The sequence below is a fragment of the Mesorhizobium sp. ANAO-SY3R2 genome (assembly GCF_042466635.1).
Classification (GTDB): domain Bacteria; phylum Pseudomonadota; class Alphaproteobacteria; order Rhizobiales; family Rhizobiaceae; genus Aminobacter.
Genome location: NZ_CP159954.1, coordinates 241,369 through 263,106, shown reverse-complemented (window position 1 = coordinate 263,106; position 21,738 = coordinate 241,369). Strand labels below are relative to the sequence as shown.

Below are 21,738 nucleotides of genomic sequence, written 5' to 3'. Positions count from 1 at the left end.
CGGCACAAGCCCCCAAAGGGAGGAAGAAAAGCCTATGCCCGTCGCTTCGCCAGCAGCGCCTTTTCGACATCCGCCAGCCCGGCTTTGATGCGCTCGATTGCACCCTTGCCGAGCGCCTCCTCCAGGGCAGCCTGATAGGCGCGAGCGAGGGCGGCGACCTCCTGATAGGATTTCTGGCCGAGCGGCGTCAGCTCAAGATGCTCGACGCGGCGGTCGTCATCGTCTTCCGTCCGGTTGAGCCAACGACGCTGTTCAAGCGCACGCACGGCGCGGCTGACCTTGGTCTTGTGCATGTGGGAATGTGCGCCGATCTCGGTTGCCGTCATGCGGCCGATGCTGCCGAGGGCGGCCAGCGCGCGCCATTCCGGCCGCGTCATCTGGAAGCGCTGCTTGTATTCGCGAGCGAAGCTCAGGCTGATCATTTCGGCGGCGCGATTGAGCCGATAGGGCAGGAAACTTTCCAGGTCGAACATTTCGGGCATGCGCAGCCTTTGATGGTTACAAAATAGACGGTTACAATTGCAACCATCTGACGATCTCATGTGCTCAGAGGAGGCGCAAGCCATGCTGGACAAGACCGACAAGCAGGTAGCGGCCGTGGCCGGGGTGAATTACATGCCCGGCTTCGGCAACGATTTCGAGACCGAGTCGTTGCCGGGGGCTCTGCCGCAGGGCCAGAACAGCCCGCAGAAATGCAACTACGGCCTCTATGCCGAGCAGCTGTCCGGCTCGCCCTTCACCGCGCCGCGCGGCACCAATGAGCGCTCCTGGCTCTACCGCATCCGCCCGAGCGTTCGCCACACCAGGCGCTTTTCGGCCGAAAACCTGCCGCACTGGAAGACCGCGCCCTGCCTCGACGACCACTCGCTGGCGCTCGGCCAGCTGCGCTGGGGCCCGCTGCCGGCGCCCAAGGAGAAGCTCAATTTCATTCAGGGCATCCGCACCATGACCACGGCGGGCGATGCGATGACCCAGGTCGGAATGGCCGCCCATGTCTTTGCCTTCAACGACGACATGGTCGACGACTACTTTTTCAATGCCGACGGTGAACTCTTGATCCTGCCGGAGGTTGGCGCTGTCAGGGTCTTCACCGAAATGGGCATCATCGATGTCGAGCCGTCGGAAATCTGCCTGGTGCCGCGCGGCATGATGTTCAAGGTTCTTCGCCTGGGCGAGGAGACCTTCCATCGCGGCTATGTCTGCGAGAATTACGGCGCCAAGTTCACCTTGCCGGACCGCGGGCCGATCGGCGCCAATTGCCTGGCAAATCCGCGGGACTTCAAGACGCCGACCGCCGCCTATGAAGACAAGGAAACGCCGTGCCGTGTGCATGTCAAATGGTGCGGGAAATTCCATGTCACCGAAATCGGCCATTCGCCGCTCGACGTCGTCGCCTGGCACGGCAACTACGCGCCGTTCAAATATGATCTGCGCACCTTCTCGCCGGTCGGCGCGATCCTGTTCGACCATCCGGATCCATCGATCTTCACCGTTCTGACCGCGCCCTCGGGCGAGGCGGGAACGGCCAATATCGACTTCGTCATTTTTCCGCCGCGTTGGCTGGTCGCCGAACACAGTTTCCGCCCGCCATGGTATCATCGAAATATCATGAGCGAGTTCATGGGCCTGATCCAAGGCCAGTACGACGCCAAGGAAGAGGGGTTCGTGCCCGGCGGCATGAGCCTGCACAACATGATGCTGCCGCACGGGCCTGACGCCATGGGCTTCGAGAAGGCGTCGAACGGCGAACTCAAGCCGGTCAAGCTCGACCACACCATGGCCTTCATGTTCGAGACGCGCTTTCCCCAGCAATTGACCAGGTTCGCCGCCGAACTGGAGACGCTGCAGGACAACTACATTGACTGCTGGGACGGACTTGAGCGCAAGTTCGACGGCACCCCGGGCATCAAGTGAGGACACAATGAAACTCGCGACGCTGAAGGATTCGACCCGCGACGGCCGGCTGGTCGTCGTCTCCAGGGACCTGACCCGCTGTTCGGAGGTCGGCCACATCGCGCGTACGCTGCAGGCCGCACTCGACGACTGGGCCCATGTCGGCCCGCGCCTCGCCAATGTCGCCGAGGGTATCGAGACCGGCTGGCAGCCGACCATGCGCTTCCACGAGCACGAGGCGGCATCGCCGCTACCGCGCGCCTACCAGTGGGCCGACGGCTCGGCCTATGTGAACCATGTCGAGCTGGTCAGGAAGGCAAGGGGGGCCGAGATGCCCGAGAGCTTCTGGACCGATCCACTGATCTACCAGGGCGGCTCGGACGCTTTTCTCGGGCCGCGCGATCCTATCCTGATGGCCGACGAGGCCTGGGGCATCGATCTCGAGGGCGAGGTCGCCGTCATCGTCGATGACGTGCCGATGGGAGCGAGCCGCGACGAGGCGCATGCAGCGATCCGGCTCGTCATGCTGGTCAACGACGTGTCGCTGCGCGGGCTGATCCCGGCGGAACTCGCCAAGGGTTTTGGCTTCTTCCAGTCAAAACCTTCCACCGCCTTCTCGCCCGTCGCGGTCACACCCGACGAGCTCGGCGACGCCTGGTTCGGCGGCAAGCTGCATCTGCCGCTGCTGGTGTCGGTGAACGGCAAGGCTTTCGGCCGTGCCGATGCCGGCGTCGACATGACTTTCGACTTCCCGACGCTGGTCGCCCATGCAGCGAAGACCCGACCACTGTCAGCCGGCACCATCGTCGGCTCGGGCACGGTCTCCAACAAGCTCGACGGCGGCCCCGGCAAGCCGATCGGCGAGGGCGGGGCAGGCTATTCCTGCATCGCCGAGATCAGGACGATCGAGACCATCGAGCACGGGGCGCCGAAGACGCCGTTCCTGAAATCCGGCGATGAACTGCGCATCGAGATGGAAGATGCCGACGGCCATTCGATCTTCGGCGCCATCGAGCAGACGGTGGCAAAATACGACAAGGAATGAGCGCCATGGCCGAGACCGTGCTCCACGACTACTGGCGTTCGTCGGCGAGCTACCGGGTGCGCATCGCACTCAACATGGCGGGCATCGACTATCGCTCGGTGCCAGTCGACCTGCTGGCCAAGGAGCACAAGTCGGCCGAGCATCTGGCATACAATCCGCAAGGGTTGGTGCCGGCGCTGGAGATCGACGGCCACAGCTTCGCCCAGTCGCTGGCGATCATCGAGTACCTGAATGAGACACGCGCCGCCGGCTTCCTGCCGTCCGATCCGGTCGGGCGGCAGCGCGTGCGGCAGTTGTCATACGCGATTGCGATGGAAATTCACCCCGTGTGCAACCCCAGCGTGGTGGCCGAGATGATGCGGCAGGCCGGCGACGGCGAAGCTGCGCGCCAGGCCTGGATGCAGAAATTCATCGGCGATGGCCTGGCCGCCTTCGAGAAATTGCTCGATAACCCCGCGACCGGGCAATTCTGCCACGGCGATGCGCCTGGCATGGCCGATTTCTGCCTGGTGCCGCAGGTCTACAACGCCCGGCGCTGGGAGGTCGATCTAGGGGCGATGCCGCACCTGCTGGAAATTGCCGGCCACTGCGAAGCCATCGATGCCTTCGCCACGGCGCATCCGGACCGGGTCAAGCCGTAGAACTTCCGCAGGCCGGCAGCTTCGGGGAATCTATCTTGCTGGTTCCATAATGTTTCTTATGCGACTAACCCGTAAGGTCACTTGCGGTTCGGTCGCTAGATGCTGCCTGAACTTTCGTTTCCGCCTTAACTGGAAAGGAAACGAACATGAAAGGAATGCTCCTTCGCGGCGTCTTCAAGCCCCTCGTTGAGCGGGCTGGAACGATGCTCGCAGCCTATATGATCGCGCGCGGTATGGATAGCGATCTGACGGCGCAACTGATCAGCGCGCTTGGTGCCGCGTTGGTCGTCGGTCTGGAGCTAATTTATGCTGCCACGAACCGACATGATGAGGCCGCTCGTCTGATCGGCCACAATGGTGGTCCTTCTCTTCGGGAGGGTGACTAGTTCATCGGAGAATTAATCACTGCTGGCGCGGGCCTTATCGGCTCGCTGTTCGGCAGGAAGAAGCAGTCCACCACTTCCGAAATCGACTACGTGAAGATGCGGAAGAATGCGGAAGCGGCGGGGTTTAATCCCCTGACCGCGCTCCGCGCTGGTGGGGGCGCGGGGTTTACCACCACCCATCACCCTGCCCTTGCCTCTGGCCAGTTCATCGCGGAGGCGATTGGCGGGATTGGCAACGCCATCGCGTCGATTGACCCGATGCGCGATGCAACGGCGAAGCTTGAACATCAAATCAAGCAAGCCACGCTCGCCAACATTCAGGCCGATACTGCCGCAAGGCTGCGGGCAACGCAGTCGATTGGCGGCGCGCCGGTTTCGACCGGGGCGCGCAATGTCACCAAGGCCGTGCCCGACCTGTACACGCAATGGCGGGATAATAGCCCGACAGGCGGCGGGCAAATGGTGTGGCTACCCAATGCGGACCTGCCGGACGGGGAGCAGATTTTGGTTCCGCCGTTCGCGACTGCGAAGCCCGGTGAAATCTCCGGGTTGCCTACGACACCGGGGAACGCCTTCGAGAAGATCAAGAAGGGCATGGAAAATCCTGTGTCGGTCAAAAAGCTGCCAGACGATCAAAAGTCTTGGTGGCCGACCTTCCGTATCCAGTGGCGCTAGTAGAGCGAAAAACCGGCGATGAAGACAACGACGGTGACGGCTCCAATGAACAGCAAGGCCGCAAGGTCGAGCGCAAATCGGACGACGGGTGACATGTTGAAACCCTCCAAAAAGCCCTGTGGTGCGTGTGCACGGCGCCGGGCGTTGCTTCTCAAAATAGTGAAACGCTTCAGGAAAGGAAGCCGGAAATGAACGTCAACAGAACCTCAACCGTCCCGGTGGAAATCCCCAGGACAAACCGCGTCGAAACCGCGCGGGGTATCACGTCCCTGCCCGCTGGCAAGGCTGTGCCGATTTATGCATGCGGCCTGCATCGCATGGATCGTATCGTGCAGGGTCCGCTGCGGTGCTCGTTCGAACTCATGGAAACGGCGGATGTGCTCATGAATGCCGTCCGCGTCGATGTGAAGGCGTATGTGGTGCCGATGCTGGCATTCGAGCGCTTCAATGGCAGTCTCGATGTCCTCAACCGCTCGTGGGAGGGGCAGGTTCCCTACCCTACGCAGGCGGTCGTTCCGTTCTACGAAACCATCGCGGCACCGGCCTACAAGTTTTCGGACATCCTCGTGTATCTGGGGATGCACTCCAAGGTCGGCAGTCAAGTGAACTCGATGTTCACGGAAGCCTACAACGAAATCTTCAATTTCCGCCTGCGTAACCGGTCAAAGGCGCTTTATGCGTCGGCGGCGCGGACGCGGTTGCAGCAGAACCTTGCGCCTGCCTTCTGGAACCACGAGATGTTCGCGCACATCGTGCCGGACTATGATAGCGCCAAGGTGGACGGCGTCGTCGCGCTGTCGGTCGTCAACGGCCAATTGCCCGTTAAGGGCATAGGCATGATCGAAGGTTCGGGCTCGTCCGGCGCTTCTCAGGCCGTCCGTGAAACAGGCGGCGCGTCGGTGACGTATCCGCATTACAAGCTGGCGAACACAGCGGCTGTCGCGATCAAAACGAACGGTGCCGGCAGCCCGCAAATTCCGCAAATTGTCGCGGAGTTGCAGAATAACGGCATTACGCTGTCGCTTTCCAACTTTGAGTTGGCGAAAAAGACCCAAGAGTTCGCCCGCATGCGAGAGCAGTATGCGGGATATACTGACGAATGGCTGGTCAACATGCTCATGGACGGCATTGAGGTTCCTGACCAGTATCTTAAGGAACCGATGCTGGTTGGCGAAGCGTCAACGATCTTTGGTTTCTCCAAGCGCTACGCCACGGATGCCGCGAACCTGACCGAGCATGTCGCGAACGGAGCAACGTTCGTCGATCTGAACATTCGCGTTCCCGTTCTCAATACGGGCGGCGTGCTGATGATCATCGCGGAAATCACGCCCGAACAGTTGTTCGAGCGCCAGAAAAATCCGTGGCTGCACCTCGACAATAACAAGCTCAATCGCCCCGATTTCGTGCGCGACTATATGGACCCGGATAAGGTGGACATCGTTTCGAATGATCGTATCGATCTTGATCATTCGGCGCCGTCCACGCGCTTCGGCTATGAGCCGATGAATGCGCGGTGGAACAACAAAATTCCGCACATTGGCGGCAAATTCTTCCGCCCTGTGGCGAATGCGCCAACGGATGAGGATCGGCAACGCTTCTGGGCGTCGGAAGCGCTCAATCCGACGCTCGGGCCTGAATTTTATCTCGCCACGACGATCCACACTAAACCGTTCGCCGACACTGTGTCGGACATTGCGGAAGTCGTCATCCAGGGTGATTTGCTTATCAACGGCAACACGCAGTTTGGCGCTGGCCTCATTGAGGCGTCCGATGACTACGCCAAGGTTCTGGCGGAAGTCGACCAGACGCGCGCCAAGCCCTAATTCTCGTCCCCTGCCCTGCTAGTGGCCTTGGGTCACTAGCGGGCCTTTCAACAAGGAAACTAGAAAATGACCATCAAGCTTGGCAATCTTGCGGACTGGCGCGTTCTCGACGGAAAGTCGCTCGCCTTTACGGCTCCTCACTATGATGCTGGCAAGGCGCGCAAGGTCCGCCTCGACCTCAACAGCGAATTCGGCTGCAACTGGTACATCAAGGCGGGCGAGGACGAACGCTTTCTGGCGGTCGTTCCTGCCGGTCTACAGACGCTCGAATTTGTCTTCGACGGCGATTTCGAACTGATGCCGGTTCGTCCGGATGAGTGCGAAATCCAATACTGGACCTCGGAAGCCGAGGAGTATTGGTCAGAGGGCGACGGCGAGACGTTCTCGACCATCTATGAGCGCCAGCCGCGCAACGAGGCGCTGGAATACGTCATGTTCCAAGCGGCGCAAAACCAGCTTCGTCGCGACAAGGCACACGCGGCGGAACTCGCGTCAATTCGTGCCGAAATCGGAGCGATGAATGAAAGACAGTCTGGAGTACATGGCGGCGCGGCTGCGCAACATCAAGAACCTGTCGCGGCAGTCCAGCCGAACGCCGGGGAAGGTGCTCGGCCCGCTGCCGGGGATGCTGGAGGGCCGGGCGCAGGTGTCGCCGTACCCAACGGCGCTAACCAGACGCCTCAGGGCGAAAACAAATGAGCATGCGCGATAAAATCCGCGCGCTGGTCGAGCGGACTGCCGAAAGGCAGTCCGTCCTACCGGACCCGAAAAGGGCGAAGCGGGTATTCCCGCCTCCTCCTCCAAAGCCCGTTGCGGACACCGGCTATAGCCAAGCGATAGCCGGTATGGCGCACCCCGCCTTCCTGCGATCGATCGCGTATAGCGAGATGCAGACGCGGGCCAACGAACTGGAGGCGCACCTGCGCATACTCGAGTTCAAGGCGGGCCTGATCAAGCGCATGGCCGCAATTGGCGTGCCCATGTACGCCCACTGCGTCTGGCGAACGCCTGATGAACAGCTAGCGCTATTCGAGCGCAAGCGAACCAAAGCCATGCCGGGCGAAAGCCCCCACAATTGGGGCTGTGCGGTCGATATCGTCCACTGTCGGTTCCATTGGGACCTGACAGAACGACAATGGGCCGTCATCGGCCATATCGGCAAGGAATACGCCAAAGCGGCGGGCCTCAATGTTTCTTGGGGCGGGGACTGGAAATTCTATGACCCGGCCCATTGGGAACTAACGGACTGGAAAGGCGTCGATGAAGACGGCAAGCCAGTCCGTATTCCCCGGTATTCGTCACTCACGGAACTGTGAGCGACGAGGCACGGAAAGATTTTTGGATCGCAAGTATCAAAAAAATCTTTCCGTCGCCGCACTCACTTTCTTGTCCCCATGTGCAATTACTGACAGGCAATCATTCATCATGTGCAAATGCCCAGCAATGCTTGATGACGGAACGATGATTGGCTGTCGTTATTGCTCGCAATGCATCGGACGGTCGGTTGACGACTGGACCGGACGTTGCATTGCGGAAAGTATATTTGCTGTCGCGCCATTTTTCGTCGGATTGACCTACGGTCGAGACGAAAATGGATCGGAAGATCACATTAGGGCGCGTCTGCTAACATACTCTGATGTCCAGAAATATATGAAGCGCTTGCGCGCGTCGGGCTACTGCCCACGTTATTTCGCCGTAGGCGAGTACGGCTCCACAAAGGGCCGTGCGCACTGGCATCTCTTAATCTTCTGGAAGGACAACTCCGCTGAGATCGCTAAGCGTATCGAGCACAACGCGGACGTGCGGGCCAAGCGTAAGCGTGGGAAGACGCTGAATGTCCCTACCGGCCCAGTTCCACCACACAAGCCGTCGCATAGATGCGACGTTCCCGGCCACAAGCCTCGTTGCTCCTGCAAGCAGGCTAGGTTCGCTGAACCACATTGGCCGCATGGCTTCTCGACGTGGGAACCGCTTGGACGGTCGCCAGAAGAAACAGCCGCCGCTGTCCGGTACGTATGCAAGTACCTGAATAAGGACCTCGGCGGCGAAGAAAAACAGGCGATGTGCAGAATGTCCAAAGTCCCGCTGATCGGCGCGGACTGGCTGCACCACAAGGCACGACTGCATGTCGAGGCGGGTATTCCGCCGAAAGACCTCAAGTACCAATTCCCCGGCGTGAACCGGCCCAACGGTGAGCGCGTGCCCTTCATGCTGCGGCCCGGGTCGGCTGCGGCTAAGCTGTTTTGCCAGTCCTTCGTTGATCAGTGGGCGGAAGCTCACCCAGGGCGATTTATGCCACATTCGAAGTTGGTCGAAGAATTCATGGACCCCGGCGCTTGGGAAAAGCGCAAACCTAGCGATGAAGGACAAAGGGAATGGGAAAGAAAAGTGGACGCTCTGGAAGAAGCGGAAGTGCAAAAGGCGGAAGCCTTGGCACGGCTTCACGACTGGGAGGCAACGGCCTACGCTACAGTCTCGGTAGGCCTGCGCTATCAGCACTTGGTGCGGGCGCTGCCTCCTCCCCTTCCCCTCCAAAGCCCGTCTACAGAGACGCTGGAGCCATTCGGCGGCTTGTGACGGCTCAAAGGATGGCGGTAGCGCGTGCGGAGCACGACAGGCGCGTAGCGGCTGGGTTCTTAGCGCAAACCACTAATGTCAAACCCCGCCGCTCGCGGCTCAATATCTCAACGGGTCTTAAGGCCACAAAAGCACTCTCTCGGGAGCCGGTTCAAAAAACCGTCGACAATAAAAAGTCGCGCGACCTTTTCAAGTGCAAAGAAAGGCCGGACCCGAAAAAAAGCCGCCCCCATGTTGGGAGCGGCTTTGGAACAAAAAGGTTTGTACCGTGGTGCGGTTAGCGGAGCTTGTGAAGCTTGCCGGTCATCTCATGTCTGACAGGGCCGACCATAAGTTTAGGGTCGGCCCTTAGCTTGTGTATCAGGACGGCTAGGTCGTTTAGCTGATGTGGGTGCACCCAACCGTGCACCTGCACTAAGCCTTCGGCTTTCATCCGCTCGTTATGTGCCCGTTTCTGGGCGACAGTCTTCAAATGATCATTGAGCTTAGCAATGCGTTCAAGCTCGGCTCGTTGGAATGTATAGAGCGGTGTCATGCTTTCCTCCTGAAAGAATGCCGAAAGTGGAAAAGCAATGTTGACAGGGGAGGCCAAATCAGTCCACCCCTGTGTTGCTTAAGATAAGCAACAAATGGAAACGAAAGTTCCTGTATGTTTCTTATCCGGCATTTTGGCGTTGGCGGGTGGGTTCTACCTTGAAGTGCGACTTTGCAGCGATATCAGAGGCTTATCGCTTGTAGAGAATGGCACATGAGACGCACCTACTCCCAGATCGATTTGGATGAACGCCGCAAGATCGAGCGCTGGCGTCAGGCCGGAGCCAACTTGGCCATGTCGAACGATGGCTTCGCCCTGCAGGCCGCCATACACATGGTGCATGCCGCCGCCAAGAAGGCGACGGCAGCGTTGCGCTTCTTCGCGCGGCGTCAGAGCATCCAGTTGCCGCCGTTGACCAGAAGCGTCTGGCCGGTGACGTAGTCGCTCTGGTCGCCGGAAAAGAAGGCCACGGCATTGGCGATATCCCTGGGCAGCCCGATGCGGCCGGCCGGGATGCCCTTGCTGATGCGCTCGACCAGATCCTTCGGAAGCTGGTCGATCGCGCGGGTGTGGGTCGTGCCCGGACCGACGGCATTGACGTTGATGCCGAAGGGCGCAAGCTCCCTGGCGATCGAACGCGTGAAGCCGATCACGCCGGCTTTGGCCGCTGAATACTCCCAGGTCTTGAGCGACCCGTTCACAGCCGACTCGGACGTGATGCTGACGATCCTGCCGTGGCGACGCTCCTTCATGCTGCCGACGACCTGGCGGGAGCACAGCACGCAGCTCTTGAGGTTCACGTCGAGGATGAAGTCCAGCACGGCCATGTCGGCGTCGGCGAAGTCCGACATGCGATCGCGGGCGCTCTGCCCGACATTGTTCACGAGGATATCGACGGGGCCAAGCTCGCCGGCGATGCGCTTGAAGGCGTCCTCGATCTCAGCGAGATCGGTGCAGTCGACGCCGAGGCCAAGGGTTCGGACGCCGCCCTGCCCGATTTCAGCCGCGACGGCCTCGGCTGCCTTTGGGTCGAGATCGACAACGGCGACCGAAGCACCGTCTGCCGCGAGGCGCGCTGCGCAGTACTGCCCGATGCCGTTGCCACCCCCCGTCACGACCGCCACGCGGCCTGCAATTCCGTTCATTGGTTTCCTCCCTCAATGAAGATGACGTTTTCAAAGATTGCGCCGGCGTTCGGGATTCGACCTTCGGGGAAGTCCGGATGGTATCCGTCCAACCGGACTGGCTTCCCCTGAAGCGTCGGCACTGCCGTGCCTGCACGGATTCGATCCCAAATTGCTATTTCGTTGACATGCTCCTGTCCTAGTCCCTTCGGACGACGGCCAAGCTGGCAGTGTCGCGTCGCTAGTTCGCTTCGGTAGCAGGCTCAAGCGGGGATGGGTTCTACCTTGAAGCGCGACGTGCAAGGGATAAATATGCCACCGCGCTCAAGGAACGGCGCAGCGCCATGATGATATAGGCTGCAGCCGCCCCGCCGCGAAAGCGCTGACCGCCATCGCGCCATCGGCCCAAAACGGAACCTGATACGACCATGCCTCCCAAAGAAACCGACAGCCTCATTGTTTTCCTGCACGGTGTCGGCAGCCGCAGCGCGAGCCTGCTGCCGCTTGCCAGGCAATGGGCTCCCCTGCTCCCCGGGGCAGAGATTGCCGCGCCTGATGGACCAGCCGTGTTCGACGGCGACGGCGCGGGCCGGCAATGGTTCAGCGTAGACGGCGTCAACGACGCCAACCGGCCGCAGCGCATCGAAGCGGCTCGGGCCGGCTTCGACGAGACGCTACGCAAGGCGGTGGATGAGCATGGATTGCTCGACAGGCTGGACCGGGTCGTGCTCGTCGGCTTCTCGCAAGGTGCGATCATGGCGCTCGATGCTGTCGCGACTGGGCGCTGGCCGGTGGCGGCCGTCGTCGCCTATTGCGGCCGCCTCGCCTCGCCCACGCCGCTGACGCCGTCAAAATCGACGCGGGTGCTTTTGGTGCATGGCGCGGAAGATCAGGTGATCGCGGCACGCCATTCGACAGAGGCTGCAGCCATGCTCGGCAATCTCGGGCTCGACGCGCAGAGCCGCATCCTGCCGCTCGCGGGGCATACGATCACCGCGGAGGGTGCGCAACTGGGCGTGGAGTTCGTCGCCGGCGCGCTCGCCGCATGATTGACTGGGAGGGCCGGCGCGCCGTCAGGCCTCCATGTCGACATCCCTGGTTTCGCTGCCGATCAGCAAGGCGATCAGGGTGATGACGGCCATGGCCGACAGGTAGATGCCGACCCAGAAGGGGCTGCCGCCGCCAGCACTCCACAGCGCCACTGCAATGAACGGGGCGACAGCGGCGCCCAGGATCGAGGACACGTTGTAGGCGATGCCCGAGCCGGTGTAGCGCACGTTCGCGGGGAACAGTTCCGGCAGCAGCGCGCCCATCGGCCCGAAGGTCATGCCCATCAGGCTGAAGCCGATGATCAGCCAGGCCATCACCCCGAAACTGCCCCCCGAAAGCATTGGCACCCAGAGCAGGCCGAAGACGGCGATCGCCAGCGTGATCCAGATCAGTGTCTTGCGGCGGCCCCAGCGTTCGGCCCAAGGGCCGGAAAGCAGGGTGAAGACGCCGAAAAACACCACGCCGATGATCATCATCATCACGAAGGTGCGGTAGTCGTAGCCGAGGCCGGGGAGTGCCGCATCGGTTGCCGCGCGGCCATAGCTCAGCGAAAACGTGGTCATCAGGTAGAACAGCACGTAGGTGGCGAGCATGTAGAAGGTGCCAAGGATGAGCTCCTTCCAGTGCGCCTGGAAGGCGGTGGCGAGCGGCAGCTTGCGGACCTGGCCGGTCTTGACTGTTTTTTCGAATGCCGAGCTCTCGACCAGGTTGAGGCGCACCCACAGCCCGACGGCCACCATCACCACCGAGAACAGGAACGGAATGCGCCAGCCCCATTCGAGGAAGGCGATGGACGGCCGCGACGGGTCGTCGGAGGGCAAGGCTGCGGCAATGATCAGAAACAGGCCATTGGCGATGATGAAGCCGATCGGTGCGCCAAGCTGCGGGAACGTGCCGAAGATTGCGCGCTTGCCGGGCGGTGCGTTTTCGGTTGCCACGAGTGCCGCACCGCTCCACTCGCCACCAAGCGCAAAGCCCTGGGCAAGGCGCAGGATCACCAGCAGGGCTGGCGCCAGCCAACCGGCGACGGCATAAGTCGGCAGCACGCCGATCAGGAAGGTCGCGATGCCCATCGTCAGCAGCGCGCCAACCAGGGTGACCTTGCGGCCGCGCTTGTCGCCGAGATGGCCGAAGAAGATGGCGCCGAGCGGCCGCGCCACCATGGCAGCACCGAAGACAGCGAAGGATGCCAAAAGCGCGGTCGTCTCATTGCCGGCCGGGAAAAACAGATGCGGAAACACCAGCACGGCCGCCGTCGCATAGACGTAGAAGTCGTAGAATTCGATCGTGGTGCCGACCAGGCTGGCCAGGATGACACGCGAGCGCGGATTGGCGGGCGCCGCCTCCGACGGCAAGGCTGAAACTGTCGATGACATCAAATCTACTCCGTGGCCGGGCCTGACGCAGCGATGCTGCGTGCATCGGACATGCGGTCATGGCCGAACTGGCCCATGCCGCACGCGATCCATTGTAGCGCTTGCGCCCGACGAGCGCCCGCGCCCGTTGAGGCGCAAGGGCCTTGTGCAAATGCTGGTGGGGCGTGTAACAAACGCAATAATGATTGGCAATTCAAATTATTTTATTACAAAGTATCCCATGACATCGCATCCCCTCCCCGCACGGCACCGCTTCGGCCTTCAGTTTTCCGTGCTCGCCCGGCAGTGGCGGCGCGTGCTCGAAAGGAGCCTTGACAGTGCGGGACTCAGCGATGCGACCTGGGCGCCGCTGGTCCATCTGCAGGCATCCGGCGGCGGCATCACCCAGAAGGACCTCGCCGGTCTGGTCGGCATCGACGGCTCAACTTTGGTGCGGCTGCTCGACATCCTCACCGACAAGGGCTTGATTGAACGACGGGTCGACAAGGCCGACCGCCGCGCCAACCTGATCTTCCTCACTGATGCCGGGCGCGAGGCGGTCACGGAAATCCGCCGGGTTCTTTCCGGGGCGGAGGCGGATATGCTGGCTGATATCAGCGACGCGGAACTCGACACGATGCTCGACGTCTTCGATCGGATCGGCAAGCGGCTGCGCGACATACAGGAACAAAAGAGCGAGTAGCCATGGCGCATTGGATCTCGCGGCTCGGCTTCGACATCGAGCGTCTGCGTTTTTCGCTGCGCACCGCGCTGGCCGCCTGCCTGGCCCTGCTCGTTGCGTGGTATGCCGGGCTTGAACACCCGCAATGGGCGGCGATGACGGTCTTTGCCGCGTCGCAGCCAGCCCGCAACATGCTGCTCGAAAAGGGCTTTTTTCGCGCGGTGGGCACGCTGGTCGGCACCATCGTCGGTGTCCTGATCGTCTTTGTTTCGGGCGGCGAGCCGGCCATCCTGGTTTTGGGGCTGGCGCCATGGGTTGGGCTCTGCGCCTGGCTGGGCAATCTCCTGCGCGGCTTCACCGCCTATGGCACGCTGCTGGCCGGCTACTCGGCCGCCATGGTGGCGCTACTCGACACCGCTCATCCCCAACACGTGCTGGCGCTCGGCGCCGATCGGCTGCTGACGGTGCTGACCGGCGTCGTCACTGCGCTGCTGGTCGGCCTGATCTTCGCGCCGGCCAGTGCGGAAGACCCCGTCGTCGGTCGCGCCCGACGGCTGAGCGCGGGCCTGCTGCGCCATATGGCCGAGCGCCTGAGCGGCGGCGGTGGGCTGGAGGATCAGCACGCGATGCTGCGCGAAATGGCCTGGATCGACGAGGCGCTCGAACCGCACGGCGCGGGTTCGCTGCGCTCGCGCCGGTCGGCCCGGACAATACGGGCAATTCTTGCCGCCCAGGTTTCCGCCCTGGTCTGGCTCAGGAGCTGGCGCCGCATTCCCGTCGCCGCCGAAGTCGGCGCGGAACTGGGAGCTGCGGCACGCCTGCTCGATGCGTCAGCGCCGGCCACAGAGGTTATCGCCGCCTTGGAGCGCGCGGCGGAACGCGCCGTCCCCCACGTGGCCCTGCGCGACATCATCCTGCGTATCGTGACGGCACTGCGCGACCGCCTCGGCGTCAGCGACAGCGAGGCCAGGATGCCACGCCTGGAACAAACCGTCATTCTGCACCGCGACTGGGTCGGGGCGCGGCAAGCCACGATTCGCGCCACCGGCCTCATGCTTTTGCTGGGTGCCATCTGGGTGGCGACCGGCTGGACGTCCGGCCCCTATCTGCTGCTCGGAACGGCGGTCATGTCCACACTGTTCTCGACCTGGGACGATCCCGCATGGATCATGCGTCAGGTGTTGGTCGGCCAGGTTTTCGGCGCTCTCGGTGCCCTCGCCTGCCGCTGGCTGGTCTGGCCGCACGCCACATCCGATCTCGAACTGGTTTTCATGCTGATGCCGTTCGTGCTTGTCGGCGTCCTCCCCCTTTCCCATCGCAGGACCATGTTCGGAGCCACCGACTATTGCATGGTGCTGTTGCTGCTGTCGCAGCCGGCCTTTCCGCTCAAGGGAACTTTTACCGGCTCGCTTTCGATGGCCGCGGCTGTGGTCGCCGCCCCTTTGATTGCACTGATCGCCTTCCGATTCATCTTTCCCGCTGATGCCCATCGACGCATGAGGACGCTGATGAGGATGATGATCCACGACCTCCAAGGTATGGCCGGTGCGGCGGACACAGGCAAGCACCAGCAAGTGTGGCGCGCCCGCTTCTACCATCGCCTGCTCAGGCTGGTGCGCTGGTCGGACAAGACGGGCGAAAGCAGGCATTCGTCGGTAGACGGCGCGCTGGCCGTCTACGCGATGGGGGCCGCCGCGCTGAAACTGCGGGAAATCCGCGACGAGGCCATGACGCCGCCCGACGTAGCGCGCGCCATCGACGCGGCCCTGGGGCGTATCAGAAAGATCGCCAGCCATCCTGAACGCACCTTGAAATGGGGCACGCGACGCCGATCTGGTCTCTGCGGCGAGTTCCGCCCTGCGCGACAACCTGGCGTTCTTCAAGCGGGCGGCGCTCTGACCCTGCCCTGCATCCCATGCGATGCAGAAGCGCCAAGGGCGGCACCCCGTGGGGATGCCGCCCTGGCCGATCGATGTGGTCCCGCAGGCAAATCTCCCGCGGGAATTTCTGGGCCGTATATCAGGCCGCCCGCAGCGTGGCGGTGCGGGCCTCGTCGACGGCGAGCAGGCCGGCTTCAGCGGCATCCTTCAGCGCCACCTTGTAGACGCGCTCGGCTTCCTCGCGGCTGAGCCAGCCGCGGTTGACGGTGGCCGCCACGCGAGCCGGGTCGCGGCGGAGTGGGTCGCCGTAGCCACCGCCGCCGCAGGCCGCGAACTCGATCTTGGCGCCATTCTCGATCTTCTCCTCGGCGAAGGCCGGCAGCACGACCTTGTCGCCGCTGGCCACGACCTTGATGCTCGCGCTCTCGCCACCGTCACCACCACCCAGCACGCCGCGCGGCGGGAAGGAGGTGCCGTCGGCAGCGTAGACGATGGTCATGTCGTGGTCGAGGGGGTAGAAGACGCCGCCCGCTGCCGGTGCGCCTTCATACTCGCCAAAACCCTGCGAGCCGGGGATGACGCCGCGACGCTCGATGACGATCGGATACATCGACTCGTCGACCTCGACGGAGTCGAGCTGGATCAGGCCGGCATTGGCCGGGCCGCAATAGGTCAGCCAGCCGTCAAAACCGTCGCGCGCGCCGCCGCCGCCGTAGCCGACGAAGACCTGGTTGACGTAGGACTTGCCACCCTTGAACGGATCGGCGCCCGAGATGACGCCGACGCCGGCCGGCAGGTGCGAGCCGCTCTCGGCCTGGCCGTAGGGTGCGCCCATCTTCGAGAACACCGCGTTGCCGGCAATCATCAGGCGATCGTTGACGTTGGTCGTGGCGACCGAGGTGCCGACCGGATACTTCGGCTTGCCGATGACGGAGCCTTCGCGCATCAGCACCTTGATCTGCGACTTGGCGCCCTCATTGTGCGGGATGCTTTCGTCGAGGTTGTTGAATACGCCGATGCGGCACGAGCCGGTGCAGGTGTTTTCCGACAGGTTCAGGCCGCCGGGCACGTTGTCGATGTTGTCGCGCACGTCGACAACGATCTCGCCCTTGGCCGGATCGACATTGATGGTGACGCGGACCGGGATGCCCTCCTCGGCGACACCAGGAACCGGATCGTGGCGGGTCTCATAGCTGTAGGAGCCGGCCGGCAGCTTGGCGATCGCCGCCTTGGCACAGCGCGCGCCATAGTCGAACCAGTCCTCGACGAAGCCCATGATGGTGTCGCGGCCATAGCGGTCGAACAGTTCTCCGATGCGGCGCTCGCCGGTCTTGCAGGCGCCGATCTGGGCGCGCACGTCGCCGAGCCACATCTCGGGCACGCGGTTGCGCATGGTGCCCATGCGCAGGATGTCCTTCTTCTCCTCGTAGTTCTGCCCGACGCGCACGCAGGGGAAGTGCATGCCTTCCTCGAAGATGTTCTTGGCGAAGGGCAGGTAGGTCGACGGCACCGGCGCGCCGGTGTCGGCGTGGTGCGACAGCGCCACGACCCAGAACAGCGGCTCGCCCTGGTAGAACACCGGCATCGCCATGATCAGGTCGGCGTGGTGGGTGCCGCCGGTATAGGGGCAGTTGTTCAGGAAGATGTCGCCCTGGGTGATGTCGTCGAACAACTCGGTCAGCGGCCGGGTTGCCATGTCCATCGACATGACGTGGATCGGCAGCGCGTCCTCGACCGAAACAAGCTCGTGCTTGTAGGTCAGGATGGCGCAGGAGAAGTCGCGGGCATTCTTGATGACCGCCGAACGGCTGGCGCGCATCACCACCAGCGTCATCTCGCGCACGATGGCTTCGAAGCGGCTCTTCAGCACTGACATCAGGAAAGGATCGACGCGGCGTTCGGCGACGTCGAGGTCAAAGGTGGGCTTGGTGTCCATGACGGTTGTTCCTCATCCTTCCGGTGAATTAGGCGACGGTGACGACGAGGTTGCCGTAACGGTCGATCTGGCCGTTGTGGCCGCGCTTGAGATAGGCCGTGAAGGTCTCGGCCTCGACCAGGCAGGGGCCATCGACCGCAGCACCGGCACCGAGGCCGGTCAGGCCGTAGACCGGCAGTTCCTCGACGCCGCCGCTTTCCTGCTGGTAGACGCCGCGCTTCGACTTGGGCGTGACCGGGCCGGCCTGGTCGGCGAGCGTGTTCTTCTGCCAGATGTCCTGGCCCTGGCGCTTGCCGATCGAACGCAGCTTCCAGGCGGTGAACTCGACCGTGTCGCCGTCGGCGCGGATCGAATAGATGCGCTCGTGCATCTTGTGGAAGGCCTCCACCATGGCCGGCAGGTCGGCTGCCGAGATCTTGCCGTCCTTGGTCTCGAACGGCACCTCGATCTCGAAGGACTGGTACTCGTAGCGGCCGAGGAAGGAGAACTCGTACTGTCGGTTTTCCGGCGCCACGCCGGCCTCGGCGAGGAAGGCGTCGCCGCCCTTGAGCAGGCGCGCCAGCACCTCGTTGATGCCGTCGGCGTTGAAGGCCGCATTCGAGGTGAGCAGCACTGCGCTCTCTTCCTTGCGGATGTCGGAGATAAGGCCGCCGAAGGCGGACAGGCCGGCCATGAAGCGCGGGATCATGTAGCGCTTGAGGCCAAGAATATCGACCATTTCGGCGATGTGGATGGCGGTGGCGCCGCCGCCGCAGACGAAGAAGCTATCGCGCGGGTTGATGCCCTCGCGCACCGTGATTTCCTCGATGGCGGCAACCATGTTGTGGTTCGAGGTGGTGTAGATGGCGTAGGCCGCTTCCTGCAGCGACACGCCGAGCCGGTTGGCCACCTTGGCGATCGCGGCTTCCGCGAGATCGCGGCGCAGCTGCATCTTGCCGCCGAGGAAGTAGTCGGGGTCGACGATGCCGAGCACGACGTTGGCGTCGGTGACGGTCGGTTCGGTGCCGCCCTTGTTGTAGCAGGCCGGACCCGGACGGGCGCCAGAGCTCTTGGGGCCGACATGCAGAAGGCCACCTTCGTCGACGGAGGCGATCGAGCCGCCGCCGGCGCCGACCGAACGCACGTCGACCTTGGGGATGCCGAGCGAGTCGTCATGGATCATGCTGTCGGGGGTGACGATGATCTGGTGGTCGCGCAGCGCCGAGACGTCGAAGGTGGTGCCGCCCATGTCGCCGACGATGATGTCGGGCTCGTTGGACAGCGCAAGGGCCGCCATCGGCGCCAGCGTCGGGCCGGACATGACGGAGTAGATCGGCTTCTTGATCATGTCGGCCAGCGGCATCATGCCGCCGACGCAGTTGGCCAGCAGCAGTTCGCCATCAAAGCCCTCGTCGTCGAGCGCCTTGCGCAGCTCTTCGATATACTTGCGCACGATCGGGCTGATCGAGGCGTCGATTGCCGCGGCGATGATGCGCTTGTATTCGCGCGGCATCGGGTTGATCTCGTGGCTGAGCGTGATCGGGATGCCCGGCAGCTCCTGCTCGAGGATTTCGCGCACCGCGAGCTCATGGGTGGGGTTGACCACCGACCACAGCAGGCCGACGGCCACCGCCTCCACGCCGAGCGCGCGGAATTCGCCTGCTACCTTGCGCACGTCGTCGAGCGACAGCTGGGTCAGTTCGCGGCCGCGCGCGTCGATGCGGCCGGCGACCGTCTTGGTCAGGTGGCGCGGGACATAGGGCTCGGGGTAGTCGAGGCGCCACTGGAACGCGCCCTTGCGCGGTCCCTCGCGCAGCACCAGGATGTCCTGGTGGCCTTCGGTCAGGATGAGGCCGGCCTTGACCGTCTTGCGTTCGACGAGCGCGTTGGTCGAGACGGTCGAGCCGTGCACGATCAGGTCGATCTGCTTCATGAAGTCGGCGCCGGAGAGGCCATAGCCCTCGGCTGCGACGTGCAGCACGTTGATGAAGCCCTTCTCGAATTCGCCGGGGGTTGTCGGCGACTTGAAGATGGAGATCTCGCCCTTGCTGTCCGAAACCAGACAGTCGGTGAAGGTGCCACCGATATCGATGCAAACCTGATATGCCATGTAGTTTTCCTCGGAAATCGTTCTGGGAGGGTCAGCGGCGGAGTTCGTCGCGGCTGACGATGAGGCTGATGATGATGATGGCGCCCAGGCAAATCTGCTGGATGTAGCCGTCGATCTGGATGAGGTTCATGCCGTTGGACAGCACGGTGACGAGCAGCGCGCCGAGCACGGCAGCGCCGACGCCGCCTTCGCCGCCAGACAGCTTGACGCCGCCGACGACCGCCGCGGCGATCGATTCAAGCGTCAGGTTGCCGCCGAGATTGGGTTCGCCTGAGCCGGTGCGTGCAGTCAGCAGCAGCGCGCCGATGGCGGCAAGCACTGTGCACAGCACATAGGCGGTGAGCAGCACTGGCCGAGTGCGGATGCCTGCTGCCACCGCCGCCTTGGGGTTGGCGCCGACGATGTAGAGGCTGCGGCCGAAGCGCGTCGCCTTGAGCGTCAGGTGCAGCAGCAGGAAGACGCCGGCCGCGATCCAGATCGGCGTCGGGATGCCGAACAGGCTGCCTTGGGCGAAGATCGCGGTGAATCCGGCCGGCACGCCGGTCACGGGGAAGCCGCCGCTGACGGTCGAGGCCAGCGCCATGACGATGTTGGCGACGCCGAGCGTCGTCACCAGCGGGTTGATGCCGACGTTGGCGATCAGCACGCCGTTCGACAGGCCGATGGCGAGCGCCACCAGGAAGCCGGCGCCGAGGCCGTAGAGGATGGCGGCGTCGGAGGCCCCCATCGACACCATCGCCATCGAGGCGACGACGCTGACCAGCGACACGGTGAAGCCGAGCGACATGTCGAAGCCGCGCGTCAGGATGACCATGGTCTGGGCCATGGCAAAGATCGCCAGGTAGCTCGTCTGCACCGCGATGTTGCGGAAGTTGGCGAGCGACAGGATGCGCGGCTCGATCAGGCCGAAGATCAGCAGCGCGGCCAGGATGGCGAGCGGAAGGCTGAGGCTGCGGGCGATGTCCTTGAGCGACAGTCCTGGAACCGCCGGCGCGGCCGCCGCTTTGGTGTTGGCTTGGTTGGTCACGCCTGCTTCCTCCGCAAGAGAAGTCGTTCGATGGCGAGCGCCACGATGAGCACGGCGCCCAGCACAAGTGCCTGGTATTTGCTGTCGACCTGGATGAGGTTCATCGCGTTGGCGAGGACAGCCAGGAACAGGGCGGCGAGCGCGACATGCTCGGCCCGGCCGACGCCGCCGCGCAGCGACACGCCGCCGATGACGGCCGCGGCAATCGTCTCCAGAGCCAGCGTGCCGCCGATGGTGCCCTGGCCCGAGCCGAGTCGCGAGGTCATCAGGAAGCCGGTGATGGCGGCGAGCACGCTGGCCAGCACATAGGCAACAACCATGGTGCGGCGGGTGCGCACGCCCGACAGCCGCGCCGAGCGTTGGTCGCTGCCCACCGCATAGATGTGGCGGCCGAGCGCGGTGAAACGCTGCATGACGATGCACAGGATGATGATCGCCAGTGCCAGGTAGAGTACGACAGGCAGCCCGAACCATTGCCCGCGGCCGACGCCGGCAATGAAGGATTCGGCGACGCCATAGACAGGGATGCCCTGGGTGTAGAACAGCACGATGCCCATCAGCACCGAGGTCATCGCAAGCGTCACCATGAAGGGCGACAGCGAGAAGGTGGCGACGAGGCCGGCATTGACCAGGCCGACGATGGCGCCGACGCCGACCACTGCCACCAGCGCCATGGCGATGACCATCACCTCCATGCCCGGAAAGGCATTGAGCCCGGCAAACATCACCGTGGCCGCAACCACCGAGGAGACCGCGACGACAGCGCCGACCGAAAGATCGAAGCCGCCGGCGGTCATCACGAGCATCTGGGCAAGTGCTGGAATGACCAGGAAGGAAAAATTGCGGAAGACGTTGAGCAGGTTGAGCTTGTTGAGGAAGCGCGGCTCCGCCACCGCCGTGGCGACGACCGCCACGATCAGGAAGGTGATGACGATGCCGCCCTGCATGAGGAAGCGGTCGAGAAGGTTCGCCTTGTGCGTGGTTGCCGCGCGGTCGGAAGTCGCTTGTGTCATGGTCAGG

At 63.1% G+C, this 21,738-nt stretch carries 21 protein-coding genes; 13 read left to right on the top strand and 8 right to left on the bottom strand.

What is annotated here, in order from left to right:
* Window positions 1-32: 32 nt before the first annotated feature.
* On the bottom strand, window positions 33-482 hold the full coding sequence (locus tag ABSY17_RS04045) for a MarR family winged helix-turn-helix transcriptional regulator (protein ID WP_378941870.1): 450 nt from the start codon (window positions 480-482) through the stop codon (window positions 33-35).
* 82 nt (window positions 483-564) lie between these two features.
* On the opposite strand from ABSY17_RS04045, the gene hmgA reads away from it, so the two are divergent.
* The 9 genes from hmgA (at window position 565) to ABSY17_RS04000 (ending at window position 9,040) form a co-directional block, all read left to right on the top strand.
* Window positions 565-1,914, top strand: a complete 1,350-nt coding sequence (gene hmgA / locus ABSY17_RS04040; protein WP_378941866.1) for a homogentisate 1,2-dioxygenase — start codon at window positions 565-567, stop codon at window positions 1,912-1,914.
* Window positions 1,915-1,921: 7 nt separating this feature from the next.
* Window positions 1,922-2,938: a fumarylacetoacetate hydrolase family protein gene (locus ABSY17_RS04035; protein WP_378941864.1), complete on the top strand. Its 1,017-nt coding sequence runs from the start codon at window positions 1,922-1,924 to the stop codon at window positions 2,936-2,938.
* A gap of 5 nt (window positions 2,939-2,943) precedes the next feature.
* Window positions 2,944-3,579: a maleylacetoacetate isomerase gene (gene maiA / locus ABSY17_RS04030; protein WP_378941861.1), complete on the top strand. Its 636-nt coding sequence runs from the start codon at window positions 2,944-2,946 to the stop codon at window positions 3,577-3,579.
* 146 nt (window positions 3,580-3,725) lie between these two features.
* Window positions 3,726-3,965: a hypothetical protein gene (locus tag ABSY17_RS04025; protein WP_378941859.1), complete on the top strand. Its 240-nt coding sequence runs from the start codon at window positions 3,726-3,728 to the stop codon at window positions 3,963-3,965.
* 90 nt (window positions 3,966-4,055) lie between these two features.
* The gene (locus tag ABSY17_RS04020) at window positions 4,056-4,640 is read left to right on the top strand and encodes a hypothetical protein (protein ID WP_378941857.1); all 585 of its coding nucleotides are present in this window, start codon (window positions 4,056-4,058) and stop codon (window positions 4,638-4,640) included.
* A 188-nt stretch (window positions 4,641-4,828) separates the two neighbouring features.
* A complete protein-coding gene (locus ABSY17_RS04015) occupies window positions 4,829-6,463 on the top strand; it encodes a hypothetical protein (RefSeq protein WP_378941854.1) in 1,635 nt (544 codons plus the stop codon).
* A gap of 66 nt (window positions 6,464-6,529) precedes the next feature.
* Window positions 6,530-7,162 carry a hypothetical protein gene (locus ABSY17_RS04010; RefSeq protein WP_378941852.1) on the top strand — a complete coding sequence of 211 codons (633 nt, stop codon included), beginning with the start codon at window positions 6,530-6,532 and terminating at the stop codon, window positions 7,160-7,162.
* Complete coding sequence (locus tag ABSY17_RS04005) at window positions 7,159-7,779, top strand: M15 family metallopeptidase (RefSeq protein ID WP_378941849.1); 621 nt, start codon at window positions 7,159-7,161, stop codon at window positions 7,777-7,779. Before ABSY17_RS04010 ends, ABSY17_RS04005 begins: the two co-directional genes overlap by 4 nt.
* A gap of 22 nt (window positions 7,780-7,801) precedes the next feature.
* A complete protein-coding gene (locus ABSY17_RS04000; protein ID WP_378941847.1) occupies window positions 7,802-9,040 on the top strand; it encodes a hypothetical protein in 1,239 nt (412 codons plus the stop codon).
* A 277-nt stretch (window positions 9,041-9,317) separates the two neighbouring features.
* Here ABSY17_RS04000 and ABSY17_RS03995 read toward each other — a convergent pair whose 3' ends face one another.
* Entirely contained in the window at window positions 9,318-9,575 is a 258-nt protein-coding gene (locus ABSY17_RS03995; RefSeq protein WP_378941845.1) for a hypothetical protein, read from the bottom strand.
* A 213-nt stretch (window positions 9,576-9,788) separates the two neighbouring features.
* On the opposite strand from ABSY17_RS03995, the gene ABSY17_RS03990 reads away from it, so the two are divergent.
* Complete coding sequence (locus ABSY17_RS03990) at window positions 9,789-10,016, top strand: hypothetical protein (protein WP_378941843.1); 228 nt, start codon at window positions 9,789-9,791, stop codon at window positions 10,014-10,016.
* Here ABSY17_RS03990 and ABSY17_RS03985 read toward each other — a convergent pair.
* Entirely contained in the window at window positions 9,965-10,720 is a 756-nt protein-coding gene (locus ABSY17_RS03985) for an SDR family NAD(P)-dependent oxidoreductase (protein WP_378941840.1), read from the bottom strand. The two genes, ABSY17_RS03990 and ABSY17_RS03985, sit on opposite strands and share 52 nt — an antisense overlap.
* Window positions 10,721-11,127: 407 nt before the next feature.
* On the opposite strand from ABSY17_RS03985, the gene ABSY17_RS03980 reads away from it, so the two are divergent.
* The gene (locus ABSY17_RS03980; protein WP_378941837.1) at window positions 11,128-11,748 is read left to right on the top strand and encodes an alpha/beta hydrolase; all 621 of its coding nucleotides are present in this window, start codon (window positions 11,128-11,130) and stop codon (window positions 11,746-11,748) included.
* Window positions 11,749-11,772: 24 nt separating this feature from the next.
* On the opposite strand, the gene ABSY17_RS03975 is transcribed toward ABSY17_RS03980, so the two are convergent.
* Window positions 11,773-13,125, bottom strand: coding sequence for an MFS transporter (locus ABSY17_RS03975; RefSeq protein WP_378941834.1), 1,353 nt, complete (start codon window positions 13,123-13,125; stop codon window positions 11,773-11,775).
* A 181-nt stretch (window positions 13,126-13,306) separates the two neighbouring features.
* Here ABSY17_RS03975 and ABSY17_RS03970 point away from each other — a divergent pair, with 181 nt between their 5' ends.
* The gene (locus tag ABSY17_RS03970) at window positions 13,307-13,807 is read left to right on the top strand and encodes a MarR family winged helix-turn-helix transcriptional regulator (RefSeq protein WP_378941832.1); all 501 of its coding nucleotides are present in this window, start codon (window positions 13,307-13,309) and stop codon (window positions 13,805-13,807) included.
* A 2-nt stretch (window positions 13,808-13,809) separates the two neighbouring features.
* Window positions 13,810-15,915, top strand: a complete 2,106-nt coding sequence (locus ABSY17_RS03965; protein ID WP_378941829.1) for an FUSC family protein — start codon at window positions 13,810-13,812, stop codon at window positions 15,913-15,915.
* Here ABSY17_RS03965 and ABSY17_RS03960 read toward each other — a convergent pair.
* The 4 genes from ABSY17_RS03960 to ABSY17_RS03945 are packed head-to-tail and all read right to left on the bottom strand — an operon-like array spanning window position 15,806 to window position 21,731.
* The gene (locus tag ABSY17_RS03960) at window positions 15,806-17,602 is read right to left on the bottom strand and encodes a hydantoinase B/oxoprolinase family protein (protein ID WP_378941827.1); all 1,797 of its coding nucleotides are present in this window, start codon (window positions 17,600-17,602) and stop codon (window positions 15,806-15,808) included. The genes ABSY17_RS03965 and ABSY17_RS03960 overlap by 110 nt on opposite strands.
* A gap of 28 nt (window positions 17,603-17,630) precedes the next feature.
* Window positions 17,631-19,691, bottom strand: coding sequence for a hydantoinase/oxoprolinase family protein (locus ABSY17_RS03955; RefSeq protein WP_378941824.1), 2,061 nt, complete (start codon window positions 19,689-19,691; stop codon window positions 17,631-17,633).
* A 31-nt stretch (window positions 19,692-19,722) separates the two neighbouring features.
* Window positions 19,723-20,718 (bottom strand): ABC transporter permease, encoded by a 996-nt coding sequence (locus ABSY17_RS03950; RefSeq protein WP_378941822.1) that lies wholly within the window; start codon window positions 20,716-20,718, stop codon window positions 19,723-19,725.
* Window positions 20,715-21,731 carry an ABC transporter permease gene (locus tag ABSY17_RS03945; protein WP_378941820.1) on the bottom strand — a complete coding sequence of 339 codons (1,017 nt, stop codon included), beginning with the start codon at window positions 21,729-21,731 and terminating at the stop codon, window positions 20,715-20,717. Before ABSY17_RS03945 ends, ABSY17_RS03950 begins: the two co-directional genes overlap by 4 nt.
* Window positions 21,732-21,738: the final 7 nt, after the last annotated feature.

Bases quoted from the DNA above. Each gene is read 5' to 3' on its own strand.
- ABSY17_RS03960 (WP_378941827.1), bottom strand. From the start codon at position 17,602: ATGGACACCAAGCCCACCTTTGACCTCGACGTCGCCGAACGCCGCGTC.
- ABSY17_RS03990 (WP_378941843.1), top strand. From the start codon at position 9,789: ATGAGACGCACCTACTCCCAGATCGATTTGGATGAACGCCGCAAGATC.
- ABSY17_RS04010 (WP_378941852.1), top strand. From the start codon at position 6,530: ATGACCATCAAGCTTGGCAATCTTGCGGACTGGCGCGTTCTCGACGGA.
- ABSY17_RS03985 (WP_378941840.1), bottom strand. From the start codon at position 10,720: ATGAACGGAATTGCAGGCCGCGTGGCGGTCGTGACGGGGGGTGGCAAC.
- ABSY17_RS04035 (WP_378941864.1), top strand. From the start codon at position 1,922: ATGAAACTCGCGACGCTGAAGGATTCGACCCGCGACGGCCGGCTGGTC.
- ABSY17_RS03975 (WP_378941834.1), bottom strand. From the start codon at position 13,125: ATGTCATCGACAGTTTCAGCCTTGCCGTCGGAGGCGGCGCCCGCCAAT.
- ABSY17_RS03955 (WP_378941824.1), bottom strand. From the start codon at position 19,691: ATGGCATATCAGGTTTGCATCGATATCGGTGGCACCTTCACCGACTGT.
- maiA (WP_378941861.1), top strand. From the start codon at position 2,944: ATGGCCGAGACCGTGCTCCACGACTACTGGCGTTCGTCGGCGAGCTAC.
- ABSY17_RS04045 (WP_378941870.1), bottom strand. From the start codon at position 482: ATGCCCGAAATGTTCGACCTGGAAAGTTTCCTGCCCTATCGGCTCAAT.
- ABSY17_RS03980 (WP_378941837.1), top strand. From the start codon at position 11,128: ATGCCTCCCAAAGAAACCGACAGCCTCATTGTTTTCCTGCACGGTGTC.
- ABSY17_RS04015 (WP_378941854.1), top strand. From the start codon at position 4,829: ATGAACGTCAACAGAACCTCAACCGTCCCGGTGGAAATCCCCAGGACA.
- hmgA (WP_378941866.1), top strand. From the start codon at position 565: ATGCTGGACAAGACCGACAAGCAGGTAGCGGCCGTGGCCGGGGTGAAT.
- ABSY17_RS03965 (WP_378941829.1), top strand. From the start codon at position 13,810: ATGGCGCATTGGATCTCGCGGCTCGGCTTCGACATCGAGCGTCTGCGT.
- ABSY17_RS03945 (WP_378941820.1), bottom strand. From the start codon at position 21,731: ATGACACAAGCGACTTCCGACCGCGCGGCAACCACGCACAAGGCGAAC.
- ABSY17_RS03970 (WP_378941832.1), top strand. From the start codon at position 13,307: ATGATTGGCAATTCAAATTATTTTATTACAAAGTATCCCATGACATCG.
- ABSY17_RS04005 (WP_378941849.1), top strand. From the start codon at position 7,159: ATGAGCATGCGCGATAAAATCCGCGCGCTGGTCGAGCGGACTGCCGAA.
- ABSY17_RS04025 (WP_378941859.1), top strand. From the start codon at position 3,726: ATGAAAGGAATGCTCCTTCGCGGCGTCTTCAAGCCCCTCGTTGAGCGG.
- ABSY17_RS03995 (WP_378941845.1), bottom strand. From the start codon at position 9,575: ATGACACCGCTCTATACATTCCAACGAGCCGAGCTTGAACGCATTGCT.